This is a genomic window from Amycolatopsis thermalba, assembly GCF_003385215.1.
GTDB classification, from domain to species: domain Bacteria; phylum Actinomycetota; class Actinomycetes; order Mycobacteriales; family Pseudonocardiaceae; genus Amycolatopsis_E; species Amycolatopsis_E thermalba.
The window spans coordinates 1-24,234 of record NZ_PQHW01000104.1 but is presented as its reverse complement, the minus strand read 5'-3'; the positions used below and the strand labels follow the sequence as shown (position 1 = coordinate 24,234).

At 71.7% G+C, this 24,234-nt stretch carries 26 protein-coding genes, 1 tRNA gene and 1 other RNA gene; 18 read left to right on the top strand and 10 right to left on the bottom strand.

The genetic code is table 11. The annotated features are described in order from the left end of the window. The first annotated feature begins 41 nt into the window (after positions 1-41). The 7 genes from D0D15_RS29350 (at position 42) to D0D15_RS29320 (ending at position 5,101) form a co-directional block, all read left to right on the top strand. Positions 42-118 (top strand) — tRNA-Met (locus tag D0D15_RS29350). Between the two features lie 149 nt (positions 119-267). Then, the gene (locus D0D15_RS29345; protein ID WP_094006719.1) at positions 268-768 is read left to right on the top strand and encodes a PadR family transcriptional regulator; all 501 of its coding nucleotides are present in this window, start codon (positions 268-270) and stop codon (positions 766-768) included. Between the two features lie 68 nt (positions 769-836). Next, positions 837-1,940, top strand: a complete 1,104-nt coding sequence (prfB, locus tag D0D15_RS29340; protein WP_094006718.1) for a peptide chain release factor 2 — start codon at positions 837-839, stop codon at positions 1,938-1,940. A 120-nt stretch (positions 1,941-2,060) separates the two neighbouring features. After that, entirely contained in the window at positions 2,061-2,750 is a 690-nt protein-coding gene (gene ftsE / locus D0D15_RS29335) for a cell division ATP-binding protein FtsE (RefSeq protein WP_094006717.1), read from the top strand. Positions 2,751-2,796: 46 nt separating this feature from the next. After that, entirely contained in the window at positions 2,797-3,693 is an 897-nt protein-coding gene (gene ftsX / locus D0D15_RS29330) for a permease-like cell division protein FtsX (protein ID WP_094006716.1), read from the top strand. A gap of 40 nt (positions 3,694-3,733) precedes the next feature. Next, complete coding sequence (gene smpB, locus D0D15_RS29325) at positions 3,734-4,210, top strand: SsrA-binding protein SmpB (protein WP_094006715.1); 477 nt, start codon at positions 3,734-3,736, stop codon at positions 4,208-4,210. Continuing rightward, positions 4,211-5,101 carry an amidohydrolase family protein gene (locus tag D0D15_RS29320; RefSeq protein WP_094006714.1) on the top strand — a complete coding sequence of 297 codons (891 nt, stop codon included), beginning with the start codon at positions 4,211-4,213 and terminating at the stop codon, positions 5,099-5,101. It begins immediately after the preceding gene. On the opposite strand, the gene D0D15_RS29315 is transcribed toward D0D15_RS29320, so the two are convergent. The 3 genes from D0D15_RS29315 to D0D15_RS29305 all read right to left on the bottom strand — a co-directional run bounded on the left by D0D15_RS29315 (position 5,091) and on the right by D0D15_RS29305 (position 7,237). Next, on the bottom strand, positions 5,091-6,374 hold the full coding sequence (locus tag D0D15_RS29315) for an acyltransferase family protein (RefSeq protein ID WP_115944916.1): 1,284 nt from the start codon (positions 6,372-6,374) through the stop codon (positions 5,091-5,093). The genes D0D15_RS29320 and D0D15_RS29315 overlap by 11 nt on opposite strands. 97 nt (positions 6,375-6,471) lie before the next feature. Next, a complete protein-coding gene (locus tag D0D15_RS29310; RefSeq protein ID WP_094006712.1) occupies positions 6,472-6,690 on the bottom strand; it encodes a hypothetical protein in 219 nt (72 codons plus the stop codon). A 91-nt stretch (positions 6,691-6,781) separates the two neighbouring features. After that, entirely contained in the window at positions 6,782-7,237 is a 456-nt protein-coding gene (locus tag D0D15_RS29305) for a MarR family winged helix-turn-helix transcriptional regulator (RefSeq protein ID WP_094006711.1), read from the bottom strand. 77 nt (positions 7,238-7,314) lie between these two features. On the opposite strand from D0D15_RS29305, the gene D0D15_RS29300 reads away from it, so the two are divergent. Next, complete coding sequence (locus D0D15_RS29300; RefSeq protein WP_094006710.1) at positions 7,315-7,686, top strand: cupin domain-containing protein; 372 nt, start codon at positions 7,315-7,317, stop codon at positions 7,684-7,686. On the opposite strand, the gene D0D15_RS29295 is transcribed toward D0D15_RS29300, so the two are convergent. From D0D15_RS29295 to D0D15_RS29285, 3 genes are read right to left on the bottom strand one after another with little or no spacing between them, the layout of a single operon-like run. Continuing rightward, on the bottom strand, positions 7,683-8,327 hold the full coding sequence (locus D0D15_RS29295; RefSeq protein WP_115944915.1) for a response regulator transcription factor: 645 nt from the start codon (positions 8,325-8,327) through the stop codon (positions 7,683-7,685). The genes D0D15_RS29300 and D0D15_RS29295 overlap by 4 nt on opposite strands. A gap of 53 nt (positions 8,328-8,380) precedes the next feature. Next, positions 8,381-9,520, bottom strand: a complete 1,140-nt coding sequence (locus D0D15_RS29290) for a sensor histidine kinase (protein ID WP_115944914.1) — start codon at positions 9,518-9,520, stop codon at positions 8,381-8,383. After that, entirely contained in the window at positions 9,520-10,203 is a 684-nt protein-coding gene (locus D0D15_RS29285) for a sensor domain-containing protein (RefSeq protein ID WP_094006707.1), read from the bottom strand. Before D0D15_RS29285 ends, D0D15_RS29290 begins: the two co-directional genes overlap by 1 nt. Positions 10,204-10,359: 156 nt before the next feature. On the opposite strand from D0D15_RS29285, the gene ssrA reads away from it, so the two are divergent. After that, positions 10,360-10,732: a transfer-messenger RNA gene (gene ssrA, locus D0D15_RS29280) on the top strand. A gap of 169 nt (positions 10,733-10,901) precedes the next feature. On the opposite strand, the gene D0D15_RS29275 is transcribed toward ssrA, so the two are convergent. Continuing rightward, positions 10,902-11,687: an IclR family transcriptional regulator gene (locus D0D15_RS29275; RefSeq protein WP_094006706.1), complete on the bottom strand. Its 786-nt coding sequence runs from the start codon at positions 11,685-11,687 to the stop codon at positions 10,902-10,904. A gap of 72 nt (positions 11,688-11,759) precedes the next feature. On the opposite strand from D0D15_RS29275, the gene hutH reads away from it, so the two are divergent. The 7 genes from hutH (at position 11,760) to D0D15_RS29240 (ending at position 19,914) form a co-directional block, all read left to right on the top strand. Further along, positions 11,760-13,271 carry a histidine ammonia-lyase gene (gene hutH, locus D0D15_RS29270; protein ID WP_094006705.1) on the top strand — a complete coding sequence of 504 codons (1,512 nt, stop codon included), beginning with the start codon at positions 11,760-11,762 and terminating at the stop codon, positions 13,269-13,271. After that, positions 13,268-14,920, top strand: a complete 1,653-nt coding sequence (gene hutU / locus D0D15_RS29265) for a urocanate hydratase (protein ID WP_094006704.1) — start codon at positions 13,268-13,270, stop codon at positions 14,918-14,920. Before hutH ends, hutU begins: the two co-directional genes overlap by 4 nt. After that, positions 14,917-16,077 carry an allantoate amidohydrolase gene (locus tag D0D15_RS29260; protein ID WP_094006703.1) on the top strand — a complete coding sequence of 387 codons (1,161 nt, stop codon included), beginning with the start codon at positions 14,917-14,919 and terminating at the stop codon, positions 16,075-16,077. Before hutU ends, D0D15_RS29260 begins: the two co-directional genes overlap by 4 nt. Then, positions 16,074-17,351, top strand: coding sequence for a formimidoylglutamate deiminase (locus tag D0D15_RS29255; protein WP_115944913.1), 1,278 nt, complete (start codon positions 16,074-16,076; stop codon positions 17,349-17,351). The genes D0D15_RS29260 and D0D15_RS29255 overlap by 4 nt, the downstream gene beginning before the upstream one ends. Then, complete coding sequence (gene hutI / locus D0D15_RS29250) at positions 17,339-18,484, top strand: imidazolonepropionase (RefSeq protein ID WP_115944912.1); 1,146 nt, start codon at positions 17,339-17,341, stop codon at positions 18,482-18,484. The genes D0D15_RS29255 and hutI overlap by 13 nt, the downstream gene beginning before the upstream one ends. A 72-nt stretch (positions 18,485-18,556) precedes the next feature. Further along, positions 18,557-19,678: an inorganic phosphate transporter gene (locus D0D15_RS29245; RefSeq protein ID WP_094006700.1), complete on the top strand. Its 1,122-nt coding sequence runs from the start codon at positions 18,557-18,559 to the stop codon at positions 19,676-19,678. A gap of 11 nt (positions 19,679-19,689) precedes the next feature. Further along, the gene (locus D0D15_RS29240) at positions 19,690-19,914 is read left to right on the top strand and encodes a hypothetical protein (RefSeq protein ID WP_094006699.1); all 225 of its coding nucleotides are present in this window, start codon (positions 19,690-19,692) and stop codon (positions 19,912-19,914) included. On the opposite strand, the gene D0D15_RS29235 is transcribed toward D0D15_RS29240, so the two are convergent. The 3 genes from D0D15_RS29235 to D0D15_RS29225 are packed head-to-tail and all read right to left on the bottom strand — an operon-like array spanning position 19,893 to position 21,113. After that, positions 19,893-20,249 (bottom strand): VOC family protein, encoded by a 357-nt coding sequence (locus D0D15_RS29235; RefSeq protein WP_094006735.1) that lies wholly within the window; start codon positions 20,247-20,249, stop codon positions 19,893-19,895. The two genes, D0D15_RS29240 and D0D15_RS29235, sit on opposite strands and share 22 nt — an antisense overlap. A gap of 52 nt (positions 20,250-20,301) precedes the next feature. Continuing rightward, positions 20,302-20,907 carry a hypothetical protein gene (locus D0D15_RS29230; RefSeq protein ID WP_115944911.1) on the bottom strand — a complete coding sequence of 202 codons (606 nt, stop codon included), beginning with the start codon at positions 20,905-20,907 and terminating at the stop codon, positions 20,302-20,304. Next, positions 20,904-21,113: a hypothetical protein gene (locus D0D15_RS29225; RefSeq protein WP_167481583.1), complete on the bottom strand. Its 210-nt coding sequence runs from the start codon at positions 21,111-21,113 to the stop codon at positions 20,904-20,906. The genes D0D15_RS29230 and D0D15_RS29225 overlap by 4 nt, the downstream gene beginning before the upstream one ends. Before the next feature lie 27 nt (positions 21,114-21,140). On the opposite strand from D0D15_RS29225, the gene D0D15_RS29220 reads away from it, so the two are divergent. Then, positions 21,141-21,857, top strand: coding sequence for a dienelactone hydrolase family protein (locus D0D15_RS29220; protein WP_094006696.1), 717 nt, complete (start codon positions 21,141-21,143; stop codon positions 21,855-21,857). 78 nt (positions 21,858-21,935) lie between these two features. Then, positions 21,936-24,234 (top strand): sensor histidine kinase (locus tag D0D15_RS29215; RefSeq protein WP_244214996.1); only part of this gene is annotated, 2,299 nt, incomplete at its 3' end.

The following is a 24,234-nucleotide window of genomic DNA, read 5'->3' as shown; positions in this document are numbered from 1 at the left end:
GGGTTGGCGGGGGTGTGGGGTGTGTATAGTGGGTCTTACAGCGCGGGGTGGAGCAGCTCGGTAGCTCGCTGGGCTCATAACCCAGAGGTCGCAGGTTCAAATCCTGTCCCCGCTACCAGCAGGAAGAGGCCCGGTTCATCTGAACCGGGCCTCTTTCGTGCGCTTGGGGCACCCCCGATTGGGCCGGACGGGGGAAGGTAATGACCTTTGTGGACATTGACCGTGACCACTGTGGACAGATCGGCGGAAAAGTGGCACCTTGTAGGGGTGTCTGAACTCAATGCAACAGCAGCGGCATTGCTCGGCCTGCTCCAGGACGGCCCGGCCACCGGGGGGCAGCTGGTTGCGGCGGCGGAGGAGCGGTTCGGGACGTTCTTCAGCGTCACCCGCAGCCAGGTCTACCGCGAGCTGCCCGCCCTCGCCAAGGAGGGGCTCGTCCGGCTCGGCAAGCAAGGACCGCGCTCCAGCCAGCAGTACGTGATCACCGCCGCCGGCAAGAAGGCCTTCAAGGCCTGGCTGACCTCCGACGCCGGCCCCGACCACCTCCGCAGCCCCCTGATCCTGCGCCTCGTGCACGCCGGGCTGCTCACGCCCAAGCAGCGTGCCGCCCTCATCGAGACGGCGCGGGCCACCTACCAGGAGGATCTCGACGAGGCCAAGGCCGCGGTCAAGGCCGCCGCCGACCCCCTCACCAAGGCGACCGCCGAATACCACCAGACGTGCGTCCGCGGCGCGCTGAAGCTGGTCGACGTGGTCAACGGGCTCTGACCGGCCACGAGGGACGAAGCGGCCGGTTCCCGTAACCGGCCGCGCCCCGTGCCGTAACCTTGAAGGTTGTGAGTGGTGACTTCGCAGCCGACCTGAAGGACCTCGCCGGCAAACTGGCGCAGGTCGAGTCCGTCATGGACCTCGACGCCCTGCGCGCCCAGGTGGCTGACCTGGAAGAGCAGGCGTCCAACCCCAACCTGTGGGACGACCCGGAGGCCGCGCAGAAGGTCACCAGCCAGCTGTCCCACCGGCAGGCCGAGCTGCGCCGGGTCACCGAACTGCGCCAGCGGCTCGACGACCTCGAGGTGCTCCACGAACTCGCCGAAGCCGAGGGCGACAACGCCAGCAAGGCCGAGGCCGAAGGCGACCTGACCCGCCTCGCCAAGGAAGTGGACGCCCTCGAGGTCCGCACCCTGCTCTCCGGCGAGTACGACGACCGCAACGCGGTGGTCACCATCCGCGCGGAAGCCGGCGGCGTCGACGCGGCCGACTGGGCCGAGATGCTCCTGCGCATGTACCTGCGCTGGGCCGAGCGCCACGGCTACCCGACCGACGTCTACGACATCTCCTACGCCGAAGAGGCCGGCATCAAGTCGGCCACCTTCAAGGTCGCGGCCCCCTACATCTACGGCACCCTCTCCGTCGAGCAGGGCACCCACCGGCTCGTCCGGATCTCGCCGTTCGACAACCAGGGCCGCCGCCAGACGTCGTTCGCCCACGTCGAGGTGCTGCCCGAGGTCGAGGAGGTCGACCACGTCGAGATCCCGGAGAAGGACATCCGGGTCGACGTGTTCCGCTCCTCCGGTCCCGGCGGGCAGAGCGTCAACACCACCGACTCCGCGGTGCGCATCACCCACCTGCCCACCGGCATCGTCGTCTCCTGCCAGAACGAGAAGTCGCAGCTGCAGAACAAGGCCGCCGCGCTCAAGGTCCTCCAGGCCAAACTCCTCCTCAAGAAGAAGGAGGAGGAGCGCGCCGAGCTCGACGCCCTCAAGGACTCCGGCAGCAGCTGGGGCAACCAGATGCGCAACTACGTTCTGCACCCGTACCAGATGGTCAAGGACCTGCGCACCGAACACGAGGTGGGTAACCCCAGCTCCGTGCTCGACGGGGAGATCGACGACTTCCTCGAGGCCGGTATCCGCTGGCGCAAGCAAGGCACTTCTGCCTGATCAGCGGCGCGGAGCGCCTCCTTGTGCGGGTGGGGGCGGGCGACGGGTGGGAGTAACCGCTGAGACCTACGCAATAGGCCAACCCGGGCTTGACGACGCGCGTGGGTAGTATGGCCCACCGTGATTCGGCTCGACAGTGTCTCCAAGGTCTACAAGACGTCGACGCGTCCCGCACTCGAGAACGTGTCGGTCGACGTGGACAAGGGCGAGTTCGTCTTCCTGATCGGGCCCTCCGGGTCCGGCAAGTCGACGTTCCTGCGCCTGCTGCTGCGCGAGGAGGTCCCCACCAAGGGCCGGGTCTTCGTGTCCAACTTCGACGTCGCCAAGATGGCCCGCCGCCGGATCCCCCGCCTGCGGCAGACCATCGGCTGCGTCTTCCAGGACTTCCGGCTGCTCGGCAACAAGACCGTCGCGGAGAACGTCGCGTTCGCGCTCGAGGTCATCGGCAAGCCGAAGCACACCATCAAGAAGGTGGTGCCGGAGGTCCTCGAGCTGGTCGGGCTGGAAGGGAAGGCCGACCGGATGCCGCACGAACTGTCCGGTGGTGAGCAGCAGCGGGTGGCGATCGCCCGCGCGTTCGTCAACCGGCCGCTCGTGCTGCTGGCCGACGAGCCCACCGGGAACCTCGACCCCGACACCAGCCAGGACATCATGCTGCTGCTGGAGCGGATCAACCGCACCGGCACCACCGTCCTGATGGCCACCCACGACCACTCCATCGTGGACTCCATGCGGCGCCGGGTCGTCGAGCTGCAGCTCGGCAAGGTGATCCGCGACGACGCCCGGGGCGTGTACGGCGTCGGCCGATAGTCACCCCGAACCCCGCCAGCCCCCGACCTGAGGAACCAGCTCCCCGATGCGTGCCAGTTTCGTGTTCAGCGAGGTCTTCACCGGCCTGCGCCGCAACATCACGATGACCATCGCGATGATCATCACCACGGCCATCTCGCTCGGCATGCTCGGCGGCGGGTTGCTGATCGTGCGGACCATCGACAAGATGCAGGTCAACTACATGGCCGACGTCGAGGTCTCGCTGTATCTCACGCAGGACGTCAGCGCCAACGACAAGACCTGCGCCCAGGACCCGTGCCGCGGACTGCTGGCCGACCTGAACAGCAACCCGGCCGTCGAGTCCGTCGTGTTCGAAAACCGCGACGAGGCCTACGAGCGGTTCAAGAAGCTCTTCCAGGACAACCCCATCCTGGTCCAGTCGGCCCGCCCCGAGGCGCTGCCGGCGTCGCTGCAGGTCAAGCTGAAGGACCCGAGCCGCAGCGACGTCATCACCCAGGAGTACGGCACCCGCCCGGGCGTGTCCCGAGTCGACGACCAGAAGCAGTTCCTCGACCGCTTCTTCGGCGTCCTCGGCGGCGTCCGCGACGGCACGTTCGTCATCGCCCTCATCCAGGCGCTCGCCGCGCTGCTGCTGATCTCCAACACCGTGCAGATCTCGGCGTTCACCCGGCGCACCGAGGTCGGCATCATGCGGCTCGTCGGCGCCACCCGCTGGTACACGCAGCTGCCGTTCCTCCTGGAAGCGGTGGTCACCGGCGTCATCGGCTGGGCGATCGCGGTGGGCGGCCTGATCGCGGCGAAGTTCGCGTTCATCGACCGCATCCTGTCCGTCACCGGCGGGATCATCCCGAACATCCAGGTGCTGGACGTGATCGTGGTGGCGCCGTGGCTGCTGCTGGCGTCGATCATCATCTCGGCCACCACCGGGTACCTGACGCTGCGGCTCTACGTGCGGCATTAACGCCGTGCTCCAGCCGGGACGTGTGGGATAACCTGGACCTATGCCCAAGGAACGAGGCTCCAAGGTGATCGCGTCGAACCGCCGCGCGCGGCACGACTACGCGGTGCTGGACACCTATGAGGCCGGAATCGCGCTGGTGGGCACCGAGGTGAAGAGCCTGCGCGCGGGCCGCGCCTCGCTGGTCGACGCGTTCGCCACCGTCGACGACGGTGAGGTGTGGCTGCGCAACGTCCACATCCCCGAGTACGAGCACGGCACGTGGACCAACCACGAGTCGCGGCGCAAGCGGAAGCTGCTGCTGCACAAGGGCGAGATCGAGAAGCTGATCGGCAAGACCAAGGAGGGCGGGCTCTCGCTCGTCCCGCTGTCGATGTACTTCAAGGACGGCAAGGTCAAGGTCGAGCTGGCGCTGGCCAAGGGCAAGAAGGCCTACGACAAGCGCCAGGACCTGGCCAAGCGGGACGCCCAGCGCGAGATGACCCGCGCCATGGGGCGGGCGCTGAAGGGCCGCCGCTAGGTGGGGCCGGAGCGCGACGAGGACATCCGCGACTGGGTGCGCGGCCTGGGCTTGGACGGCCTCGTCGACCTGCACCTGCACTTCCTGCCCGAGCGGATGCTGGTCAAGGTCTGGGCCTACTTCGACCGCATCGGTGAGCGCACCGGCTACGACTGGCCCATCCAGTACCGGGTGACCGAGGACGAGCGGGTCGCGCTGCTCGAGTCGTTCGGGGTGCTGCGGTACGCGCCGCTGGCCTACCCGCACAAGCCCGGCATGGCCGAGTGGCTCAACGGCTGGCTGCGTGAGTTCGCCGAGCGCGTCCCGGCCGCGGTGCCCACCGCGACGCTCTACCCGGAACCGTCGGCCGCCACCTACGTCGCCGAGGCGCTGCAGGCCGGCGCCCGCTGCTTCAAGGCGCACGTCCAGGTCGGCGCCTACGACCCGCGGGACGAGCTGCTCGACCCGGCGTGGGGAGCGCTCGCCGACGCCGGCGTGCCGGTCGTCGTCCACGCCGGACACGGGCCCGAACCCGGCCCGCACACCGGGCTCGACGTGTTCGGCGAGGTGCTGGCCCGGCATCCGCGGCTGACCGCGGTGCTCGCGCACGCCGGGATGCCCGAGTACGACGAGGCGCTCGCGCTCGTCGAGCGGTACCCGCGCGTCCACCTGGACACCACGATGGTCGGCGTCCCGTTCACCGAGAAGCTGATGCCGCTGCCGCCGGACTGGACCAGCCGGCTGGCGGACATCGCCGACCGGATCGTGCTCGGCACCGACTTCCCGAACATCCCCTACTCCTACGCCACGCAACTGCGGGCGGTCGCCGGCTGGGCCGCCGACGACCGCCTCGGGGACGACTTCCTGCGGGCCGTCCTGCACGACACCCCGGCGAAGCTGCTCAACGTCTGACCGCGACCCGCACCGGTTTCGACGCCAGCAGCAAGGCGGCCAGCACCAGCGCGACCCAGGGCATCGGACCGGAGAGCGTCCCGCTGCCCAGCGGGGTGGTGAACCCCTTCGCGGCCAGGCCGAGCAGTCCGGCCGAGCCGAGCACGGCGGCCGCGGCGAGCTGTCCGGCCGGGACGGCACCGGCCGGGCTGGGCCGGGTTTCGAAGCGGCCGAACGCCTTCAGCAGGCCGGCCAGCACGACGCCGGCGGCGCCGACCCACAGCGGGGCGACGGCGAACCAGTCCGCGCTGCCGGGTTCCGGTGTCGCGTAACCGAACCCGAGCACCGCGATGCCCGCGACGACGACCAGCGCCGGCATGTGCCACAGGTACAGGCTCATGAACCGCGGCCCGCTCCAGCGCAGCACGGCGGCGACGGCGGGGCGCTGCGCCAGGGTGGCCAGCGTCGGCTTGAGCGCGAGCCAGAACCCGACCTGCCCCACGGCGAGGCTCATCAGCACCGCGGTGGGCGGGCTCATGTTGGACACCGGCGCGCCCGGCATGCCGATCATGCTCGCCGGGTACGGCCCGAACGCGACGGCCAGCGCGGTCACCCCGAACCCGGCCACGGCCAGCCCGGCCGCCCCGCGACGGCTCAACGTGCCCAGACGCCCCTCGGCGTAGGAGAAACCGAGCTGGTGCACCGCGAGCCAGACGAACACCGCGTTGGCGTAGCCGAGCGGGCCGAACACCTCGAACCGTCCGAAGTCGACGATCAGCGCGAGCCCGGTCAGCACCAGCGGCACGCCCAGGCCCCAGCGCCGGTGCGCGGCCAGCATGAGCGGCGTCGCGGCGACGGTGATCAGGTAGACGGCGAGGAACCACAGCAACTGCCCGGCGATCGCGCCCGCGATCTGCACCGGTTGCTCCGGCGCGCCCAGGTCGCGCAGCAGGTCCGGGGCGAGCAGCCACACCGCGAACAGCGGCAGCACCGGGATCAGCAGGCGCTTGAGGCGCGTGGACAGCCAATCGCGGGTCGACGCGGCGCGGCGCATCGACATCAGGTTGGCCGCGCCACCGGCGAAGAACACCATCGGCATGACCTGGGACAGCCAGGTCAGGGCCCACCAGCCGGGGGTGGCCAGCGCGTTGCCGGTCGCGAGGTGGCCGTCGTCGTAGCTGAGCACGGGCATCAGCCAGTGCTGCCCGATGACGGCGAGGATCGCGGCCGCGCGGACCACGTCGAGGAAGGTGTCGCGGGCTCCCGCCGGGGCCGGCCGCATGCTTGTTCGCATGCGTTCAGCCTGGTCGGAACGGGTGTCCGGCACAGCGGGGCAGACCGCCGTCTTGGGGCGGGGGACAGGTGCAGGACCGTGGTGGGGTGTGCCCTACCTACAGCTCGCGAGCCTCGTCGACCTCGGAGGCGGGCAGGCCGCAGAGCCGGTACTCCCAGCCGGCCTCCGGCGTGAAACCGAGCTGGTAGAAGGTCTCGATCTTGGGGCCCTCGTGCAGGTGGACGTGCCGCATGACCGTGCCGCTCACCGGGTCGTCGAGCGTCTGGACCCGGCCGTCGAGGGGGCCGCCGAAGAACCGGACGTTCTCTTCGGTCATGGCGCCCTCCTCGTGCGGGAAAATGTCGACGTCCGCCCATGGTAGGTGAGCGGCGGACCGGGCGCCGCCGTCAGAACGGGTGAGGAGCGATTCACCACACCGGGCGCACGGTGACCCTCCGATGTCGGGCCGCCTCGGCGGCGAACGCCGACAAGCCTTGGTGCACCCGGGCGAAATCCCCGTCGCCGATCAGGTTCGCCCACCGCGCCTCGGCCTCCTTGGACAGCGCCACCACCCGGTCGACGCACTGCCAGCCGCGCGGCGTGAGGACGACCAGCCTGCTGCGGCGATCGGTGGGGTGCGGACGGCGTTCCACGTAGCCGCGGGTGGCCAGCTCGTCGACGAGCTGCACGGCGGCCTGTTTGGTGATGCCGAGGTGCTCGCCGAGCTCGACGGCCGTGGCGGCGCGGTGGGACAGGAAGTGGAACGCGAAGCCGTGCGCGGGACGGATGTCGCCGAATCCCTCCTCGGCGAGGCGTTCGTGGATCTCGTCCATCAGCGCGCGGAAGGTCAGCGCGAGCAGGCCCGGCATGTCGCCAGCGGTCATGGTCAAGCTCCTTGACTAGATGGTCAAGCTCCTTTACCTTATTACTGGTAAAGCTGCTTGACTACTTGGAGGTAGACATGCCCGTCGCGACATTGGCGGAAGCACCGCGGTTCGAACGTGGCGGCGCGGTGTTCCGGCCGCTCGCCGTGCCCAGTCGCGGATCCGCCGAGCTCGCCGTGTGGCTGCTGGAACTCGCGCCGGGGACGACCGGCGAGGAGCACTCGGTGAGCCGTGAGGAGGTGTTCGTGCTCCAGTCGGGCGTGCTCGAACTCTCCCTCGGCGGTGAGGTGCACCCGCTCGCCCCAGGAGACGCCATGATCGTCCCGCCGGACACCCTGTTCCGGCTGGACAACCCGGGCACGGAACCGGCGCAGGCGACGGTGTGCACGTCGATCGGGATGGTCGGCGCCGTGGGCGGCACCACGATCGTGCCGCCCTGGACCCGCTAGGGGCGGCCGAGGTAGGTGAGGACCGCGCGGACCCGGCGGTGCTCCTCGGCGCTGGCCTCCAGCCCGAGCTTGGCGAAGATGTTGCCGATGTGCTTCTCGACCGCGCCGTGCGAGACGACCAGCGTCGCGGCGATCGCCGAGTTGGACAGGCCCTGCGCCATCAGCCCGAGCACCTCGGACTCCCGCGCGGTCAGCGCGTCCAGCGGGTTCTTCCGTCCCCGGGCCATGACCTGCGCGATCACCTCCGGATCGATGGCCGTGCCGCCCCGGGCGACCCGGCGGACCGCGTCGAGGAAGTCGGCCACGTCGGCCACGCGTTCCTTCAGCAGGTAGCCGACGCCGCCGGCCCCGCCGGACAGCAGTTCGACCGCGTAGCTCTCCTCGACGTACTGCGACAGCACCAGGACCGGCGCGCCCGGCACCGCCTCGCGGGCGGCCAGCGCGGCCCGCAGGCCCTCGTCGGTGAACGTCGGCGGCATCCGGACGTCCACGATCGCCAGGTCCGGCTTGTGTTCGGTGACGGCCCCGACGAGCGCGTCGCCGGTGTCCACCGCGGCGACCGTCTCGGTGCCCTCGTCGGCGAGCAACCGCTCGACCCCGGCCCGCAGCAGGACCGCGTCCTCGGCGATCACCACACGCATTCCGCCAACCCCCAGTTCGTGAGCGAATTCGCCCTATTCACTCACGAACCGGGTCACCAGGTACACGGCAGGTCGGCACGGACCACCGTCGGCCCGCCCTGGGGACTCACCACCGTCATCACACCGTCGATCGTCGCGGCCCGGTCGGCCAGCCCGGCCAGCCCGCCGCCGGGCCGAACCTCGGCCCCGCCGTGCCCGTTGTCGGTGATCTCGATGATCACCTTGTCGTCCGTGCGCCAGGCCTTGACCTGCGCTTCCGTCGCGCCGGAGTGCTTGGCGACGTTCGTCAGGGTTTCGCCGACGATGAAGTACGCGGTGGTCTCCACGGCGGCCGGCGGGCGCGGTTCGATGTCGACCGTCACCTCCACCGGGATCGGCGTCTTCGCGGCCAGCGCGGACAGCGCCGCGTCCAGGCCGCGGTCGCCGAGCACCGCCGGGTAGATGCCGCGCGCCAGGTCCCGCAGCTCCGACACCGCGAGCTTGGCGTCGGTGTGCGCCTCCTCGATCAGCGCGCGGACGGCCTCCGGTTCCCGGTCCAGCTTGTTCTTGGCGCGGCCCAGGTTCATGGCCACCGCCACCAGCCGCTGCTGGGCGCCGTCGTGCAGGTCCCGCTCGATGCGGCGGCGCTCGGCATCGGCGGCGTCCACCCCGCGCGCCCGCGACGCCTGCAACTGCTGTGCCTTGACGCGCAGCCGTTCGGCGCGGTTCGGGCCGAGCAGGGCGACCGCCAGCGAACCGTGCACCCAGCCGATCCACGGCGCGACCCAGATCGCCATCGGCACCAGCACGATCGACGCGAGGCCGATAACGAACTCCACGACGCTCAGCGGGAACGCGACCAGCAGGTACGCGAGGTCCCGCCACGTCGTGCCGTCGACCAGGCGCATCCGCCACCGCCGCAGCACCCCGCCCTCGACCGGCGCGCGGTCGGCGGGCGGCAGGGGAGTGCCGAGCATCTTGCGCACCCAGCGGCGCTCCAGGTTGCCGAACCCGCGCACCAGGCTCGTGGTCAGCAGCAGGATGGGGATGCCGACCCAGATCACCGTCGTCGCGATCCCGACCAGACCGAGCACCACGACCAGCACGAACTGGACCAGGCGCAGCGCGAACGAGGAGATCATGTAGACGATCGACTTCGCGGCCCCCGGGCGCGGCTGCTCGATCGGCCCGTGTTCACCGGCCACGAGGCTCATCATGCCACCGTGTTCGGCTGGTCGGTGGCCGATTCGGCGAGCCGGCGGGCGCGCGGGCCGGGGCCGAGCATGGCGCGGGCGAACAACGCGTGGGCGGTGCCCAGCGCCCGGGTCACGCTGATCGCGACGGCAACCACTCCCAGCCCGAGAGCGGCCCACGGCAGCGCGTCGACCGGCGAGTCGACCACGATCCACCGCGCGTCACCCGAGGGGAAGAAGTACGCGCCCCCGGGCAGGTACTGGCAGTAGAACGGCAGCGCCGTCGCGGCCAGCCCGACCGACCAGAAGACGACCATGATCGTGAACTCGGCGATCCCGAGCGGCAGCAGCAGGACCAGGTAGAGGGCGTCCCGCCAGGTCGCGCCGTCGGTCAGCCGCGCACGCCAGCGGGCCCGGAGGCCGAACTCCGGCAGCGGCTTGTACGGCGTCACGACGTAGGTGCCGAGCATCCGGTGCACCCGGGCGCGCTCGAACCGCCCGGCCGCGCGGGCGATCAGCACCGCGAGGCCGAGGACGGGCAGGCCCACCCACACGATCGCGGTGCCCAGGCCCGCGGTGAACAGCGTCACCATCAGGGCGAACCCGGCGACGCCCAGCGGCAGGTTGCTCAGCAGGTACCCGAGCGCGCCGAGCACCGGCGGGCGCGGGCGAGTGCCGTCCAGCGCGGAATACGTCGGCCCCATGATCCGTTCCTCTCTCAGCAGCACGGGACCAGCATCGCGAGATTTCCGCTGGTGGACCATGGGGCGCGCGGGCGTCGCCGGGGTAGGGACAACCCCACCCGGTGCGGAACAAACCCGGTTGCCGCGGGCGTTATGCTGGTAACGGAACACCATCAAGGGGGTGAACGGTTTCGACTCTGGACGTTGAGTCAAGGGAAGCGTGCCGGTGCAGGCGAGAGACCACCGTTAAGCGTCGTCGTAACCAAATAAGCGCCAAGACTAATAGTCAGCGCGACTTCGCCCTCGCTGCCTGAGCGAGTGCGAGTCTGTCGGCCCGGGAGCGCCTCCGTCCCGGTAGCCGGCATCAGCTAGGAGGCTCACCTTCCGGACCCGGCCGCGGGGACCGGAAGGGAAACCCACAGCGGCTGGGCCCGTCACACCGGCTTGTTCGCGTGACCGGTGGGGCCGAGTAGAGGCAGAGCGAACTGCGCACGGAGAAGCCTAGGCAAGGCGCCAGAGGACCCGGGTTCAATTCCCGGCACCTCCACTCGACCGAAGGCCGGGACCTGCACGCGAAGAGCGTTCGCGGGTCCCGGCCTTCGTCGTTTTTTGGGGTGGCCCCTCTTCAAGGGGGCGGGCCTTTCTCGTGGGTGGCCTCCGGGTCCGCCACGGGGGCTTCGCCTCCTCACCCCCATCCTCTGGTTGTCCGGTCCCACGCTTCACGCCCCTGGCGACGTGGGGGTTCTGCCGCCGACCTGCCTGGTCAGCGCCGCCGCAGTCGCGCCGACGTCGCGGGCCAACGTTGGCCAGGTCTCCGTGCAGCCGGACGCGCACACGTGCCGGAATGTCACCGCCACTGACGCCAGCGGGCGGCCGTTGTGGTCGAAAACCGCGTGGGCCACCGAGGCGAAATCGCGCGTCACCTGGCCGTCCTCGACCGCCCAGCCGCGCGCTCGGACCTCGGCCAGGGCGCGGCGTAGCTCGGGCAGTGTCGAGGGGCCCCGGCCCGTTCGGGTGACGAACGCCGCCGCCTGCGGGTAGAGCGCCCGGACATGGGCGTGCGGCAGGTGAGCCAGCAACGCCTGCCCGCTCGCCGGCAGGTGCGCGGGCAGACGCACCCCCACCTCGGTCACCAGCGTTTCCGGCGCCGACGGACGCTCCTTCACCAGGTACAGCAACTCGTTCCCGTGCAGCACCCCCAGCTGGGCGGTGTGCCCCACCCGGTCCGCCAGCTTCCGCAACAACGGCGCCGCCAGCCGCTCCAGCGGGTCGTGCCGCAGGTACGCCGAACCCAGCTCGAACGCCGCGATCCCCAGCCCGTACCGGCGCTCGGCCGCCAGGTGCACCACGAAACCCGCCGCCTCCAGCTCCGCCAGCAGGTGGTACGTCGTCGAGCGCGGCAGGTCGAGCTCGCGCGCGATCGCCGCCGCCGAGATCGGCCCCGGCCGCGTCGCCAGGACCCGCAGCACCGCCAGACCGCGGCGCAGAGCGGGCACATCCGTCATGTGTCTGGGATACCAGACACAACCACTCCTCGGGGACCTCCGGCCGGCCCCGCGGCGGAGTGCAATGAGCCCATGAGCACAGTGCGGTTGGACTCGGGGCCACTTGCCCGGCAGCAGGTCGTCGCGGTCGCGCGGCACAACGCGTCGGTCGAGCTGAGCGACGAGGTCCGCAAGACCCTCGGCGAGACCCGCCGCCACATCGACGCGCTCGCCGACGCCGACCAGCCGACCTACGGCATCTCCACCGGCTTCGGCGCCCTCGCCATCCGGCACATCCCCGCCGACCGCCGCACCGCCCTGCAACGCTCGCTCATCCGCTCCCACGCCGCAGGCACCGGCCCCGCCGTCGAGCCGGAGGTCGTGCGCGCCCTGATGCTGCTGCGGCTGCGCACCCTCGCCTCCGGGCACACCGGTATCCGCCCGGCGACCGCCGAAGCGCTGGCGGCGATGCTCAACGCCGGCATTGTCCCGGTCGTCCACGAGTACGGCTCACTCGGCTGCTCGGGTGACCTCGCGCCGCTCGCGGCCGTCGCGCTCGCGCTGATGGGGGAGGGCGAAGTGCTCGACGGCCGGTCCGCCGCGCAGGCCCTCGCCGAGGCCGGCATCGAACCCGTGACCCTCGCGGAGAAGGAGGGCCTGGCTCTCACCAACGGCACCGACGGGATGCTCGGCATGCTCGTCCTCGCCCTGGACGACCTGAACCGGCTGCTCGACACCGCCGACCTCACGGCCGCGATGAGCGTCGAAGCCCTGCTCGGCACCGACCGGGCCTTCGCCGCCGACCTCCAGGCCCTGCGCCCGCACCCCGGGCAGGCGGTCTCCGCGCGCCGGATGTTCGCCGCTCTCGCCGACTCGGAGATCGTCGCCAGCCATCGCGGGCCCGAGTGCACGCGCGTGCAGGACGCGTACTCGCTGCGGTGCGCACCGCAGGTGCACGGCGCCGCCCGGGACACCGTCGCCCACGCCGAACTGGTCGCCGACCGCGAACTCGCTGCCGCCATCGACAACCCGGTCGTGCTCGCCGACGGCCGCGTCGAGTCGAACGGCAACTTCCACGGCGCGCCGCTGGCCTACGTGCTGGACTTCCTGGCCATCCCGCTCGCCGACGTCGCGAGCATCGCCGAACGCCGCACCGACCGGATGCTCGACGTGTCCCGTTCGCACGGGCTGCCTGCCTTCCTCGCCGACGACCCCGGCGTCGACTCCGGGCACATGATCGCCCAGTACACGCAGGCCGCGATCGTCAGCGAGCTGAAGCGGCTGGCGGTGCCGGCCTCGGTCGACTCGATCCCCAGCAGCGCCATGCAGGAGGACCACGTCTCGATGGGCTGGTCCGCGGCGCGGAAGCTCCGCCGCGCGGTCGACGGGCTGACCTCGGTGCTGGCGATCGAGCTGCTGACCGCCGCCCGCGCGCTGGACTTCCGCGCGCCACTGCGACCCGCGCCGGTCACGGCCGCGGTCCGCGACCTGGTCCGGGAACACGTCGCCGCGCCGGGACCGGACCGCCACCTCGCGCCGGAGATCGCGGCCGCCGAGGAACTCGTCCGTTCGGGAGCCGTCCTGACCGCACTGGAGGAAGCATGAGCCGCACCGTCCGGGCCGCCCGCGGAACCACGCTGACGGCGAAGAACTGGCAGACCGAAGCCGCGTTGCGGATGCTGCACAACAACCTCGATCCCGACGTCGCCGAGCGCCCGCAGGACCTGGTCGTCTACGGCGGCACCGGCAAGGCCGCCCGCGACTGGGCGAGCTTCGACGCGATCACCCGCTGTCTCACCGGGCTGGAGCAGGACGAGACCTTGCTGGTGCAGTCCGGCAAGCCGGTGGGCGTGTTCCGCACGCACGAGTGGGCGCCCCGGGTGCTGATCGCGAACTCCAACCTCGTGGGGGACTGGGCGACCTGGCCCGAGTTCCGGCGGCTGGAGAAGCTCGGCCTGACGATGTACGGGCAGATGACCGCCGGCTCCTGGATCTACATCGGCACGCAGGGCATCCTGCAGGGCACCTACGAGACGTTCGCCGCCGTGGCGGAGAAACGGTTCCGCGGCACGCTGCGCGGGACGCTCACGGTGACCGCCGGGCTGGGCGGCATGGGTGGCGCCCAACCGCTGGCGATCACCATGAACGGCGGCACCGCACTCGTCGTCGAATGCGACGCCGCACGCGCCCGCCGCCGCCTGGAGACCCGCTACCTCGACGAGCTCGCGTCCGATGTGGACTCCGCGATCCGCCGGGTCACCGAGGCGAAGAAGGCAGGCGAGGCCGTGTCGGTCGGCGTGATCGGCAACGCCGCCGAGGTGCTGCCGGAGCTGCTGCGCCGCGGGCTCGAGGCGGACATCGTCACCGACCAGACCTCCGCGCACGACCCGCTCGCGTACCTGCCGGTCGGCGTCGGTGTCGACGACTGGCACGACTACGCCGCCGCGAAGCCGGACGAGTTCACCGACCGCTCGCGCGAGTCGATGGCCGAGCACGTGGGCGCGATGCTCGGTTTCCTGGACGCCGGTGCTGAAGTGTTCGACTACGGCAACTCCTTACGTGGTGAGGCGAAGCTCGGCGGCTGCGAGCGGGCCTTCGACTACCCGGGTTTCGTGCCCGCCTACATCCGCCCGCTGTTCTGCGAGGGCAAGGGCCCGTTCCGCTGGGCCGCGCTCTCCGGCGACCCGGCCGACATCGCCGCGACCGACCGTGCCGTCCTCGATCTGTTCGGGGACAACGAAACCCTCACCCGGTGGATCCGGATGGCCGGTGATCGCGTGGCCTACCAGGGACTTCCGGCACGCATCTGCTGGCTCGGCTACGGCGAGCGGCACCTCGCCGGGTTGCGGTTCAACGAGATGGTCGCCAGCGGCGAGCTGAGCGCCCCCGTGGTGATCGGCCGCGACCACCTGGACGCGGGCAGCGTCGCCTCCCCGTACCGCGAGACCGAGGCGATGGCCGACGGTTCGGACGCCATCGCCGACTGGCCACTGCTCAACGCGCTGGTCAACACGGCCTCCGGCGCGAGCTGGGTGTCGCTGCACCACGGCGGAGGCGTGGGCATGGGCCGGTCGATCCACGCGGGACAGGTGTGCGTCGCGGACGGCACACCGCTGGCCGCGCGGAAGATCGAGCGGGTGCTGACCAACGACCCGGGCATGGGTGTGATCCGGCACGTGGACGCCGGGTACGAGCGCGCCGCCGAGGTGGCGCGGGACCGTGGCGTGCGGGTGCCCATGCAGGAGGAGGCGTGAGCCTGCTCGACGATCTCGCCGACGTCGGCCGCGCGCCCGGCGGCGGATATGCCCGCCACGGGTTCGACCACGCCGAGGCCGAGATGCGCGACTGGTTCCGGGAGCAGGCCGGGCGGCGCGGGCTGGACGTGGAGACCGACCGCAACGGGAACCTGTGGGCGTGGTGGGGCGCGCCGGGCCCGGACGCGCTGGTGACCGGCAGCCACCTCGACTCGGTGCCCGGTGGCGGGGCGTTCGACGGTCCGCTCGGCGTGGCCAGCGCACTGGAAGCGGTGTCCCGGTTGCAGGACCGGAAATTCCGCCCGGCGCGGCCGTTCGCGGTGGTCGTCTTCGCCGAGGAGGAGGGCGGTCGGTTCGGTGTGCCGTGCCTGGGTTCGCGGTTGCTGACCGGGGCGCTCGACCCCGATCGGGCGCGGGCTCTGCGGGACCCGGACGGGATGACGCTCGCCGAAGCCGCCGGCCGTGCCGGGGTGGATCCCCGGCACTTCGGCCGTGACGACGCCGGACTGGAGCGCATCGGGACGTTCGTCGAGCTGCACGTCGAGCAGGGGCGGGCGCTGGACGTGCCGGTGGGCGTCGGCAGCACGGTGCTGGAGCACGGGCGGTGGCGGTTCTCGTTCACCGGACAAGGGAACCACGCGGGTACGACAGTTTTGCGCGATCGCCGCGACCCGATGTTGCCCGCCGCGGAGGTCGTGCTCGCCGCCCGGCGGATCGCATCCACAATGGACGCTCATGCCACCGTCGGCAGACTCGTACCGCGACCAGGGGGAACCAACGTCATCCCGTCCACAGTGGATCTCTGGCTGGACGCGCGGGGAAACAGCCGCGACGTGGTCGCCGAGCTGGCCGAGGCGGCCGAGCGGGCCGCGGCGGCGGAGGGCTGCACGGTCACCGTCACCGAGGAGTCCTACGGCGACACCGTGACGTTCGATCCCGCGCTGCGCGACCGGCTGACCGGTCTGCTGAACGCGCCCGAGCTGCCCACCGGCGCTGGACACGACGCCGCGATCCTCGCCGCCCACGTGCCCACCGCGATGCTCTACGTGCGCAACCCGACCGGGATCAGCCACGCGCCGGACGAGTTCGCCGAGGACGCCGACGTCGAGGAGGGCGTGGTCGCGCTCGCCCGGGTCCTGGAGACATTGTCGACATGACGATCTTGTGGGCTGAGCACGCGTGGTTGCCGGACGGAGTCGTGTCCGGGGTGCGGATCGCGGTGTCCGACGGCGTGTTCACCGAGGTCAGCACCGGCGCACCACGCGAGGGAACCGTGCTGCCCGGGCTCGTGCTGCCGGGCTTCGCCAACGGGCACTCGCACGCCTTCCACCGGGCGCTCCGCGGCCGCACGCACCACGACCGCGGCACGTTCTGGACCTGGCGCGAGCGGATGTACACGCTGGCCGAGCGGCTCGACCCGGACTCCTACTACCGGCTCGCGCGGGGCGTCTACGCCGAAATGGTGCTCGCCGGGTACACGGCCGTCGGCGAGTTCCACTACCTCCACCACGCGCCGGGCGGGCGGCCCTACACCGACCCGAACGCGATGGGTCACGCCCTGATCCAGGCCGCCGAAGACGCGGGCATCCGGCTCACCCTGCTCGACACCTGCTACCTGGCCGGCGGTTTCGGCCGCGACCTGGCCGGCGTGCAGCTGCGGTTCGGTGACGGCGACGTGGACCGCTGGGCCGAGCGGGTGGACGCGCTGAAACCGGCATCGGCGCTGGTCGGCGCGGCCGTGCACTCCGTGCGTGCCGTGCCCGCCGACCAGCTGCCGTTCTTCGCGGACTGGGACGGCCCCCTGCACGTGCACCTGTCGGAACAGCGGGCGGAGAACGACGACTGCCTGGCGCACCACGGATGCACCCCGGCCGAACTTCTGGACCGAGCCGGCGTCCTCGGCCCGCGCACCGTCGCCGTGCACGGCACGCACCTCACGGCCACCGACCTCGGCCTGTTGTCCCAGGTCTGCTTCTGCCCCACCACCGAACGCGACCTCGGCGACGGCATCGGCGAGGCACGACGGCTGGCGGACGCGGGCGTGGACCTGTCCCTGGGCAGCGACAGCCAGGCCGTGGTCGACCCGTTCGAGGAACTGCGGGCGCTCGAACTGCACGAACGGCTCGCGGCGGAGGAGCGGGGATGCTTCGGCGTCGCCGAGCTGGTGGCCGCGGCCACGCGCCACTCGGCACTCGGACGCGACGGGGGCCCGATGGCGGTGGGCGGGCCCGCCGACCTGGTCGCGGTCGCGCTGGACTCCGTGCGCACGGCCGGAACCGAGCCGTCGGGCGCGGTGTTCGCCGCCTCGGCCGCCGACGTGACCGACGTCCTGATCGGCGGCCGGTGGATCGTGCGCGACCGCACGCACCAGCTGATCGACCGCCCGGCGGCGGTGCTGGCGGAGGAGGTGGAGGCGCTGTGGCGGTCCTGATCACCGGCATCGGCGAGCTGACCACGAACGACGAGGAACTGGGCACGCTCACCGACGCCGCGATCGTGTTCGACGGTCCCACGATCGCCTGGGCCGGTCCCACCGCGGCCGCGCCCGACGCGGACGAGCGGGTGGACGTCGAGGGCCGCGCCGCGCTGCCGGGCTGGGTCGACAGCCACACGCACCTGGTGTTCGCCGGCGACCGCAGCGCCGAGTTCGAGGCCCGGATGGCTGGTCAGGCGTACTCCGCGGGCGGTATCGCGGTCACGGTGGAGGCGACCCGCGCGGCCACCGACGCCGAGCTGACCGCCAACCTGCGCCGGCACGTGACCGAGGCCGCACGGCAGGGCACGACCTGCCTGGAGACCAAGACCGGCTACGGGCTGACCGTGGCCGACGAGGCCCGCTCCGCCCGCATCGCCGCTTCGGTCGCCGACGAGGTCACCTTCCTCGGCGCCCACCTGGTGCCGCCCGGCGCCGACCCGGAGTCCTATGTGGATCTCGTCTGCGGTGCGATGCTCGACACGGTGGCTGACTCGGTGCGCTGGGCCGACGTGTTCTGCGAGACCGGCGCGTTCGACGAGGCCCAGTCGGAGCGGGTCCTGCGCGCCGCGGCGCAGCGGGGCCTCGGCCTGCGGGTGCACGGCAACCAGCTCGGGCCCGGCCCCGGGGTGCGGCTCGCGGTGCGGCTGGGTGCCGCCAGCGTCGACCACTGCTCCCACTTGACCGAACCGGACATCGAGGCGCTCGCTTCGTCGAACACCGTGGCGACCCTGCTGCCGGCCTGCGACCTGTCGACCCGTCAGCCGCTCGCGCCCGCCCGGCGGCTGCTCGACGCGGGGGCGACGGTGGCGTTGGCCACCAACGCCAACCCGGGCAGCTCGTACACGACGTCGATGAGTTTCTGCGTGGCGACGGCGGTTCTGCAGATGGGCATGTCGGTCGAGGAGGCCGGGTGCGCGGCGACCCTCGGTGGCGCGCGGGCCCTGCGCCGGACCGATGTCGGCGTGCTCCGGCCGGGCGCGCGAGCCGATCTGCACGTACTGAACGCCCCATCCCGGACACACCTCGCATATCGCCCGGGAGTGCCGCTGACGTGGCGGGTGTGGCGCCGTGGAACGCTTGTGGGGTAAGGCAAATCACGTTCACCAGGAGTTCATCGGCCGAGCGGAGTACCCCATCACCCGAAAGGTAACGTTGATGGTGTGGACCTCTCGCTGATCGTCCTCGTGGTCATCGTCGCCGCACTGGCGTTCGACTTCACCAACGGTTTCCACGACACCGCCAACGCCATGGCGACCTCCATCGCGACCGGCGCCTTGAGACCCAAGGTCGCGGTCACCATCTCCGCCGTGCTCAACCTGGTCGGCGCGTTCCTGTCGGTCGAGGTGGCCAAGACCATCTCCGGCGGGATCGTCGACGACACCAAGGTCACCCCCGTGGTCGTCTTCGCCGGGCTGGTCGGCGCGATCCTGTGGAACCTGCTGACCTGGCTGTTCGGGTTGCCGTCGAGTTCCTCGCACGCCCTGTTCGGCGGCCTGATCGGCGCCACCTGGGTCGCCTCCGGCGCCGACGCGGTGCACTTCGCGCAGGTCGTGCAGAAGGTCCTGATCCCCGCCGTGGCCTCGCCGCTGGTGGCCGGGCTGGTCGCGGTCGTCGGCACCTACCTCGTCTACCGGATCACCGCGAAGGTGCGGCAGGACGTGGTGGGCAAGTCGTTCAAGCGCGCCCAGGTGCTGTCGGCCTCGCTGGTCTCGCTCGCGCACGGCACGAACGACGCGCAGAAGACGATGGGTGTCATCACGCTCACGCTGATCTCGTCCGGCGCGCTGGCCGCCGGGTCCGGTCCGCCGCTGTGGGTCGTGCTGAGCGCCGGGCTGGCGATCGCGCTGGGCACCTACATGGGCGGCTGGCGGATCATCCACACCATGGGCCGCAAGATCACCGACGTGCAGACGCCGCAGGGCTTCGCCGCCGAGACCAGCGCGGCCGCCACGATCCTGGCGTCCTCGCACCTCGGGTTCGCGCTGTCCACCACCCACGTCTGCTCCGGCGGCATCATCGGCTCCGGGGTCGGGCGGCGGCTGGCCGAGGTGCGCTGGAGCGTCGCCGGCCGGATGGCGCTGGCCTGGCTGCTGACCCTGCCTGCCGCGGCCGTGGTCGGCGCGGTGGCGGCGAAGGTCGCGACCCTGGGCACCCTCGGCACGCTGGTGGTCGGCCTGGTGCTGATCGCCGCGGCCCTGGGCATCTGGCTGTGGTCGCGTCGCAACCCGGTGACCCCGCAGACCGTGGCCGACCCCGAGCAAGCCGTTCCGGTGGCGGTCTGAGGAGGGCATTGGTGCACATCGACTGGGCTGCCCTGGGCAGCGTGTTCGTGACCGCCCTGGCCGCGGTGGCCGTGGTGACCGGGCTGTTCGCGGTCGGCGTCCGCGCCGTCGCCGCCCGCGCCGACGCCCGGGAGAGCGGCGCGAGCGGCACGGCGGGCGCGGTGACGGCGGGCGTGTGCTTCGCCGCGTGCGCGGCCGTCGTGCTCTACGGCATCTACCTCATCGTGTCGGCGTGAGCGAGCACGTTGACCACTGAGCCGCTCGGATCCGTCACGAAGAAGCGCCGCACGCCCCACGCTTCGTCGGCGAGCGGGTAGACGACCCGCAGGCCGCGGCGGACGACCTCGGCGTGGGCCGCGTCGACGGCCTCCGGTGTCCCGACATCGACCCCCAAGCGCGGTTGTGGTGACCCGGGCCGTTGAACGATGATCTGCGCGGCCGGGTTGGCGGGGGAGCGCAGGTTGAGCACGGGATCCGTCATGGCCACCTCGAGCCCGAGGACCTGGACGTAGAAGTCGCGCACCGGGGCGACGTCGGCGGTGGTGAGGTAGGGCACGATTCGCTGGACCATGCCGTCCATGGTGACGCCTCGCCGAGCGGCCGTCTTGGACGAACGGGAACCGTCAGCGGAGGTGTTCGGGCAGCGCGGCCAGCCGCTCCGGCGGCAGCAGGTCCCGCACCTTGCCGATCTTCGAGGGATCGTCGAGCATCGCGGCGACCTCGCGCAGCGCGGCGTCCGGGATGAACTCCAGGCTGGCCACGATCGTCGCGTCCGGCAGGTGGTCGACGAACCGGGCGATGGTGATCCAGTCCTGCCGCCCGCTCAGCTCGCGCGCGACCGCGACGACCACCGGCGCCGGCAGCTTCCCGATGATCCCGCGTGCCCGCCTCGGGTCCAGCTCGGTGGCCGCGTCGGCGAGGAACGCCGGTGACAGGCGTCCGGCGATCTCCGCCCCGCGAGAGGCCTCGACCAGCCCCGCGATGCGCGCGGCGAGCAGCGGCCCGAACACCCGCTCGGCCATCTTCGCCAGCACGGGGACGGGCAGCAGCTTGCTCGCGCCCGCCATCCGCTCCAGCACGCCCAGGTGCGCGTCGAACAGCACGGTCGTGGTGCGTTCCCGCAGCTCACGCAGGTCCTCGACGGGCACGTCGGCGAGGTAGGCGAGCCGTTCCACGCCGACCCCGAGCACCCGCGCCAGCTTGCGGATCTCCGCTTCCTGGGGCGTCACAGGCCGACGGCCTTCCGGACGGCCGGCCGCAGCAGGGCGGGCACGAACTTGAGCGCGTCGTTGCCCGCCTTGGCCAGCGCGGCCGCCTGACGACGCCGGGCGGCGCGCACCGCGTCGGCCAGGTCCTGCTGGTGCGCCGGATCCAGCGCGGCGACGCCCGCGGGCGGTTCGGCGCCGAGCTGCTCGGTCAGGGTGCGTTCGGCCATGCCGATCATCATGCCTAATGTCGCGGCATGACACAGGACATCGAAACATCACGGCTCACCGTCAACGGCCTGAACGCCTACCTCGCGCGGCCCGCGGGCGGCAGCGAGTCCGGGATGCTGCTGCTGCCGATGGTCACCGGCATCGGCGAGCAGGTGCGCGAGTGGGCCGAGGCGATCGCCGCGACCGGTGTCACCGCGCTGGTGTGGGACCCGTTCCACGGCCCGAGCAGCGACGACACCTCGATCGCCGACCTGCTGGCGAAGATGCCCGGGCTGGACGACGCGGTCGCCCTCGACGAGCAGACGCAGCTGCTGGACCACCTCCTCGGCGAGCTGGGCTGCGCGAAAGCGGGCGTGATCGGGTGGTGCCTCGGCGGGCGGTTCGCGCTGATCCTGGGTGGCCGGGATCACCGCGTCGCCAACGTGGTGGCCTACCACCCGACGGTGCCGGGGGAGACCCCGCCGAACCACACCATGGACGCCATCGCGCACACCGGCCTGATCAAGGCGCCGGTGATGATGATGTACCCGGCGGCGGACGAACTGGTCCCGCGGTCGCGCTTCGACGAGCTGCAGTCGGCGCTGCAGGGACGGGTCACCGGCCCGAGCCTGATCCACGTGTACCCGGACGCCGAGCACGGGTTCGCCAACAAGACGCGGCACGGCACGCCGGTCAACGCCGAGGCTTTCGCGCTGTCCTGGCCGCAGGTGCTGGATTTCATCCGGGTGACCACGAAAATCTGACTTTCGACAGATACCGCCCGTCCACGTTGGTCAGTACCGTCCGATCACGTGGGGAGATTCCTGGCAAGAGCAGCGGAAGTGCTGATCGGCGCGCTGGTCGCCGCCCTGGTGGTGTACGAGAGCCGGCGCAACGCCCAGCCGTGGGAGCTGATCGGCGGGCTGGCGGCGACCGTCGTCGTGGTCGCCGCCGCCCGGCGCGGCCCGTGGCTGTCGCTGACCGTCGCGGTGGGGTCCAGTCTCACCATGATGTTCAGCTTCGGCGGGCGGGTTCCGGTGTGGCCGGTGCTGCTCATGGTGCCGTTCGCGTACCTGGCCGGGCGGCGGATGGAGTCGGCGCGGCCCGCGTTGGTGACGTTCCTGGGCGTCGGGTGTGTCGGCGTGCCGCTGTCGCTGGCGATCGGCCGGTACGGGATGGCCGACTGGGGCGCGGCGATCGGGGTGATGCTGTTCGCCGCTGTGCTGCCGTGGCAGCTCGGGCGGTACATGCGCACGCGGGACGACCTGGTCCGGTCGGGGTGGCAGCGCGCGGAGGAGCTGGAGCTGCGGCAACGGATCGTCGCGGAGGAGGCCAGACTGCGGGAGAGGGCCCGCATCGCCAGCGACATGCACGACTCGCTGGGCCACGAGCTGAGCCTGATCGCCCTGCGAGCCGCCGCCCTGGAGATGTCGGGCAACGCCGAAGCCAAAGCCCTGCGCGAAAACGCCGCCGCGGCAACCGAACGCCTGCGCGAGATCATCGGCCTCCTGCGCGAAGACGCCCCACCGGTCGACCCCCTGCACGGAGGCATCACAGCCCTGGTCGACCGCGCGAGAGCATCCGGACTGAACATCAGTTTCGACGACCACCCAGCTGACGCCGGAGTCCCCGCGGCCCAGCGCCAGCCCGCTGATCCCCCTCCACCGACCGCGGATTCCGCTCCGCCGGCCGCGGGTCCCGTTCCGCCGGGCGTCGGCCCCGTTCCGCTGGCCGCGGGTCCCGTTCCGGGTGTCGTAGGTTCCGTTCCGCCGGGCGCGGATTCCGCTCCGGAGGCCGTGGGTTCCGCTCCGTTGGCTGCGGGTTCCGTTCCGCTGGCTGCCGGCCTCCCTCCACAGGCCGCAGGTTCCGCCCCGCAGGCCGTGGGTTCGGCTCCGCTGGGCGCGGGTCCCGCTCCGCTGGCCGCAGGTCCCGTTCCGGGCGTCGTGGGTTCCGCTTCGGAGGCCGCGGGTCCCGTTCCGCTGCCTGCTGGCCCCGCTCCGCAGGCCGTGGGTTCCGTCCCGCAGGGTGCCGGGCCCACTCCGCTGGCTGCGGGTTCCATCCCGCAGGGCGTCAGCCCCACTCCGCTGGCCGCAGGTTCCGCTCCGCAGGGCACCGGCCTCCCGCCACACGTCGCGGGTTCCGCTCCGCACGGCGTCGGCCCGGCTCCGCTGGCGCGGGGGTCCGCCCCGCAAGGCGCCCGCCTCCCTTCACAGGTTGCAGGTTCCGCTCCGCACGGCGTCAGCCCCACTCCGCTGGCGGGGGATTCCGCCCCGCAGAGCGCCCGCCTCACTCCACAAACCGCATTGGCCGCGGGTCCGGCTCCGCCGACCGCCGGTGCCGCTCCGGAGGCCGTAGGTTCCGTTCCGCAGGGCGTCGGCCCCACTCCGCTGGTTGCGGGTTCCGCTCCACGGGGCGCCAGCCTCCCTCCGCTGGCCGCAGATCCCGATCCGGTGGCTGCCGGCCCCACTCGGCTGGCCGCCGGTTCCCCTCCGCAGGCCGCGAGCTCCGCTTCGTTGGCTGCGGGCTCGGCTCCGTTGGCTGCAGGTTCCGCTCCAGAAGGCACCGGTTCCGCTCCGCAGGCGGTTGGTCCCCCTCCGCAGACCGCGGATTCCACTCCAGTGGTCGTCCACCACGGTGGCGTTCCCGCGCTCATCGACGGCACCCGTGCGTCCGAACTGAGCTCCACCTTCGATGCCTACTCAATGACCGCTGAAGAACCAGGCTCCGCACCTCCGTCCGCGCTTGTCGACCGGGCCCGAGCGTCCGGGCTGAATTTCAGCCTTCAGAACGACGCGACGCCTGCCGGAGAAACCGAGTCCGCACTTCGATCCGCTGGTTCCACTCCATCGACTGCTCCAAGCCCAGCACAAGCACCAGTTTCTGGCCCTGTCAGCGCATCCGGCCTGACGCCCACCTTCGAAGACCAGCCGACGACCGCCGGAGAAGCCACCGCCGCATCTCGGGCCGCCGGTTCCACCCCAAACCCAGCACCGGCTTCCAACCCGCCGCCCCGCTTTCCGGCCACCCCGGCACAAAGCCCGAATTCGCCTGCCGCACCGAAGCCGGAACACAGTCCTGCCTCACACACTGTCGAGAACCGAGCGTCCAGCACCGCCCCCGACCCCGAAACCCCCGTTGTCC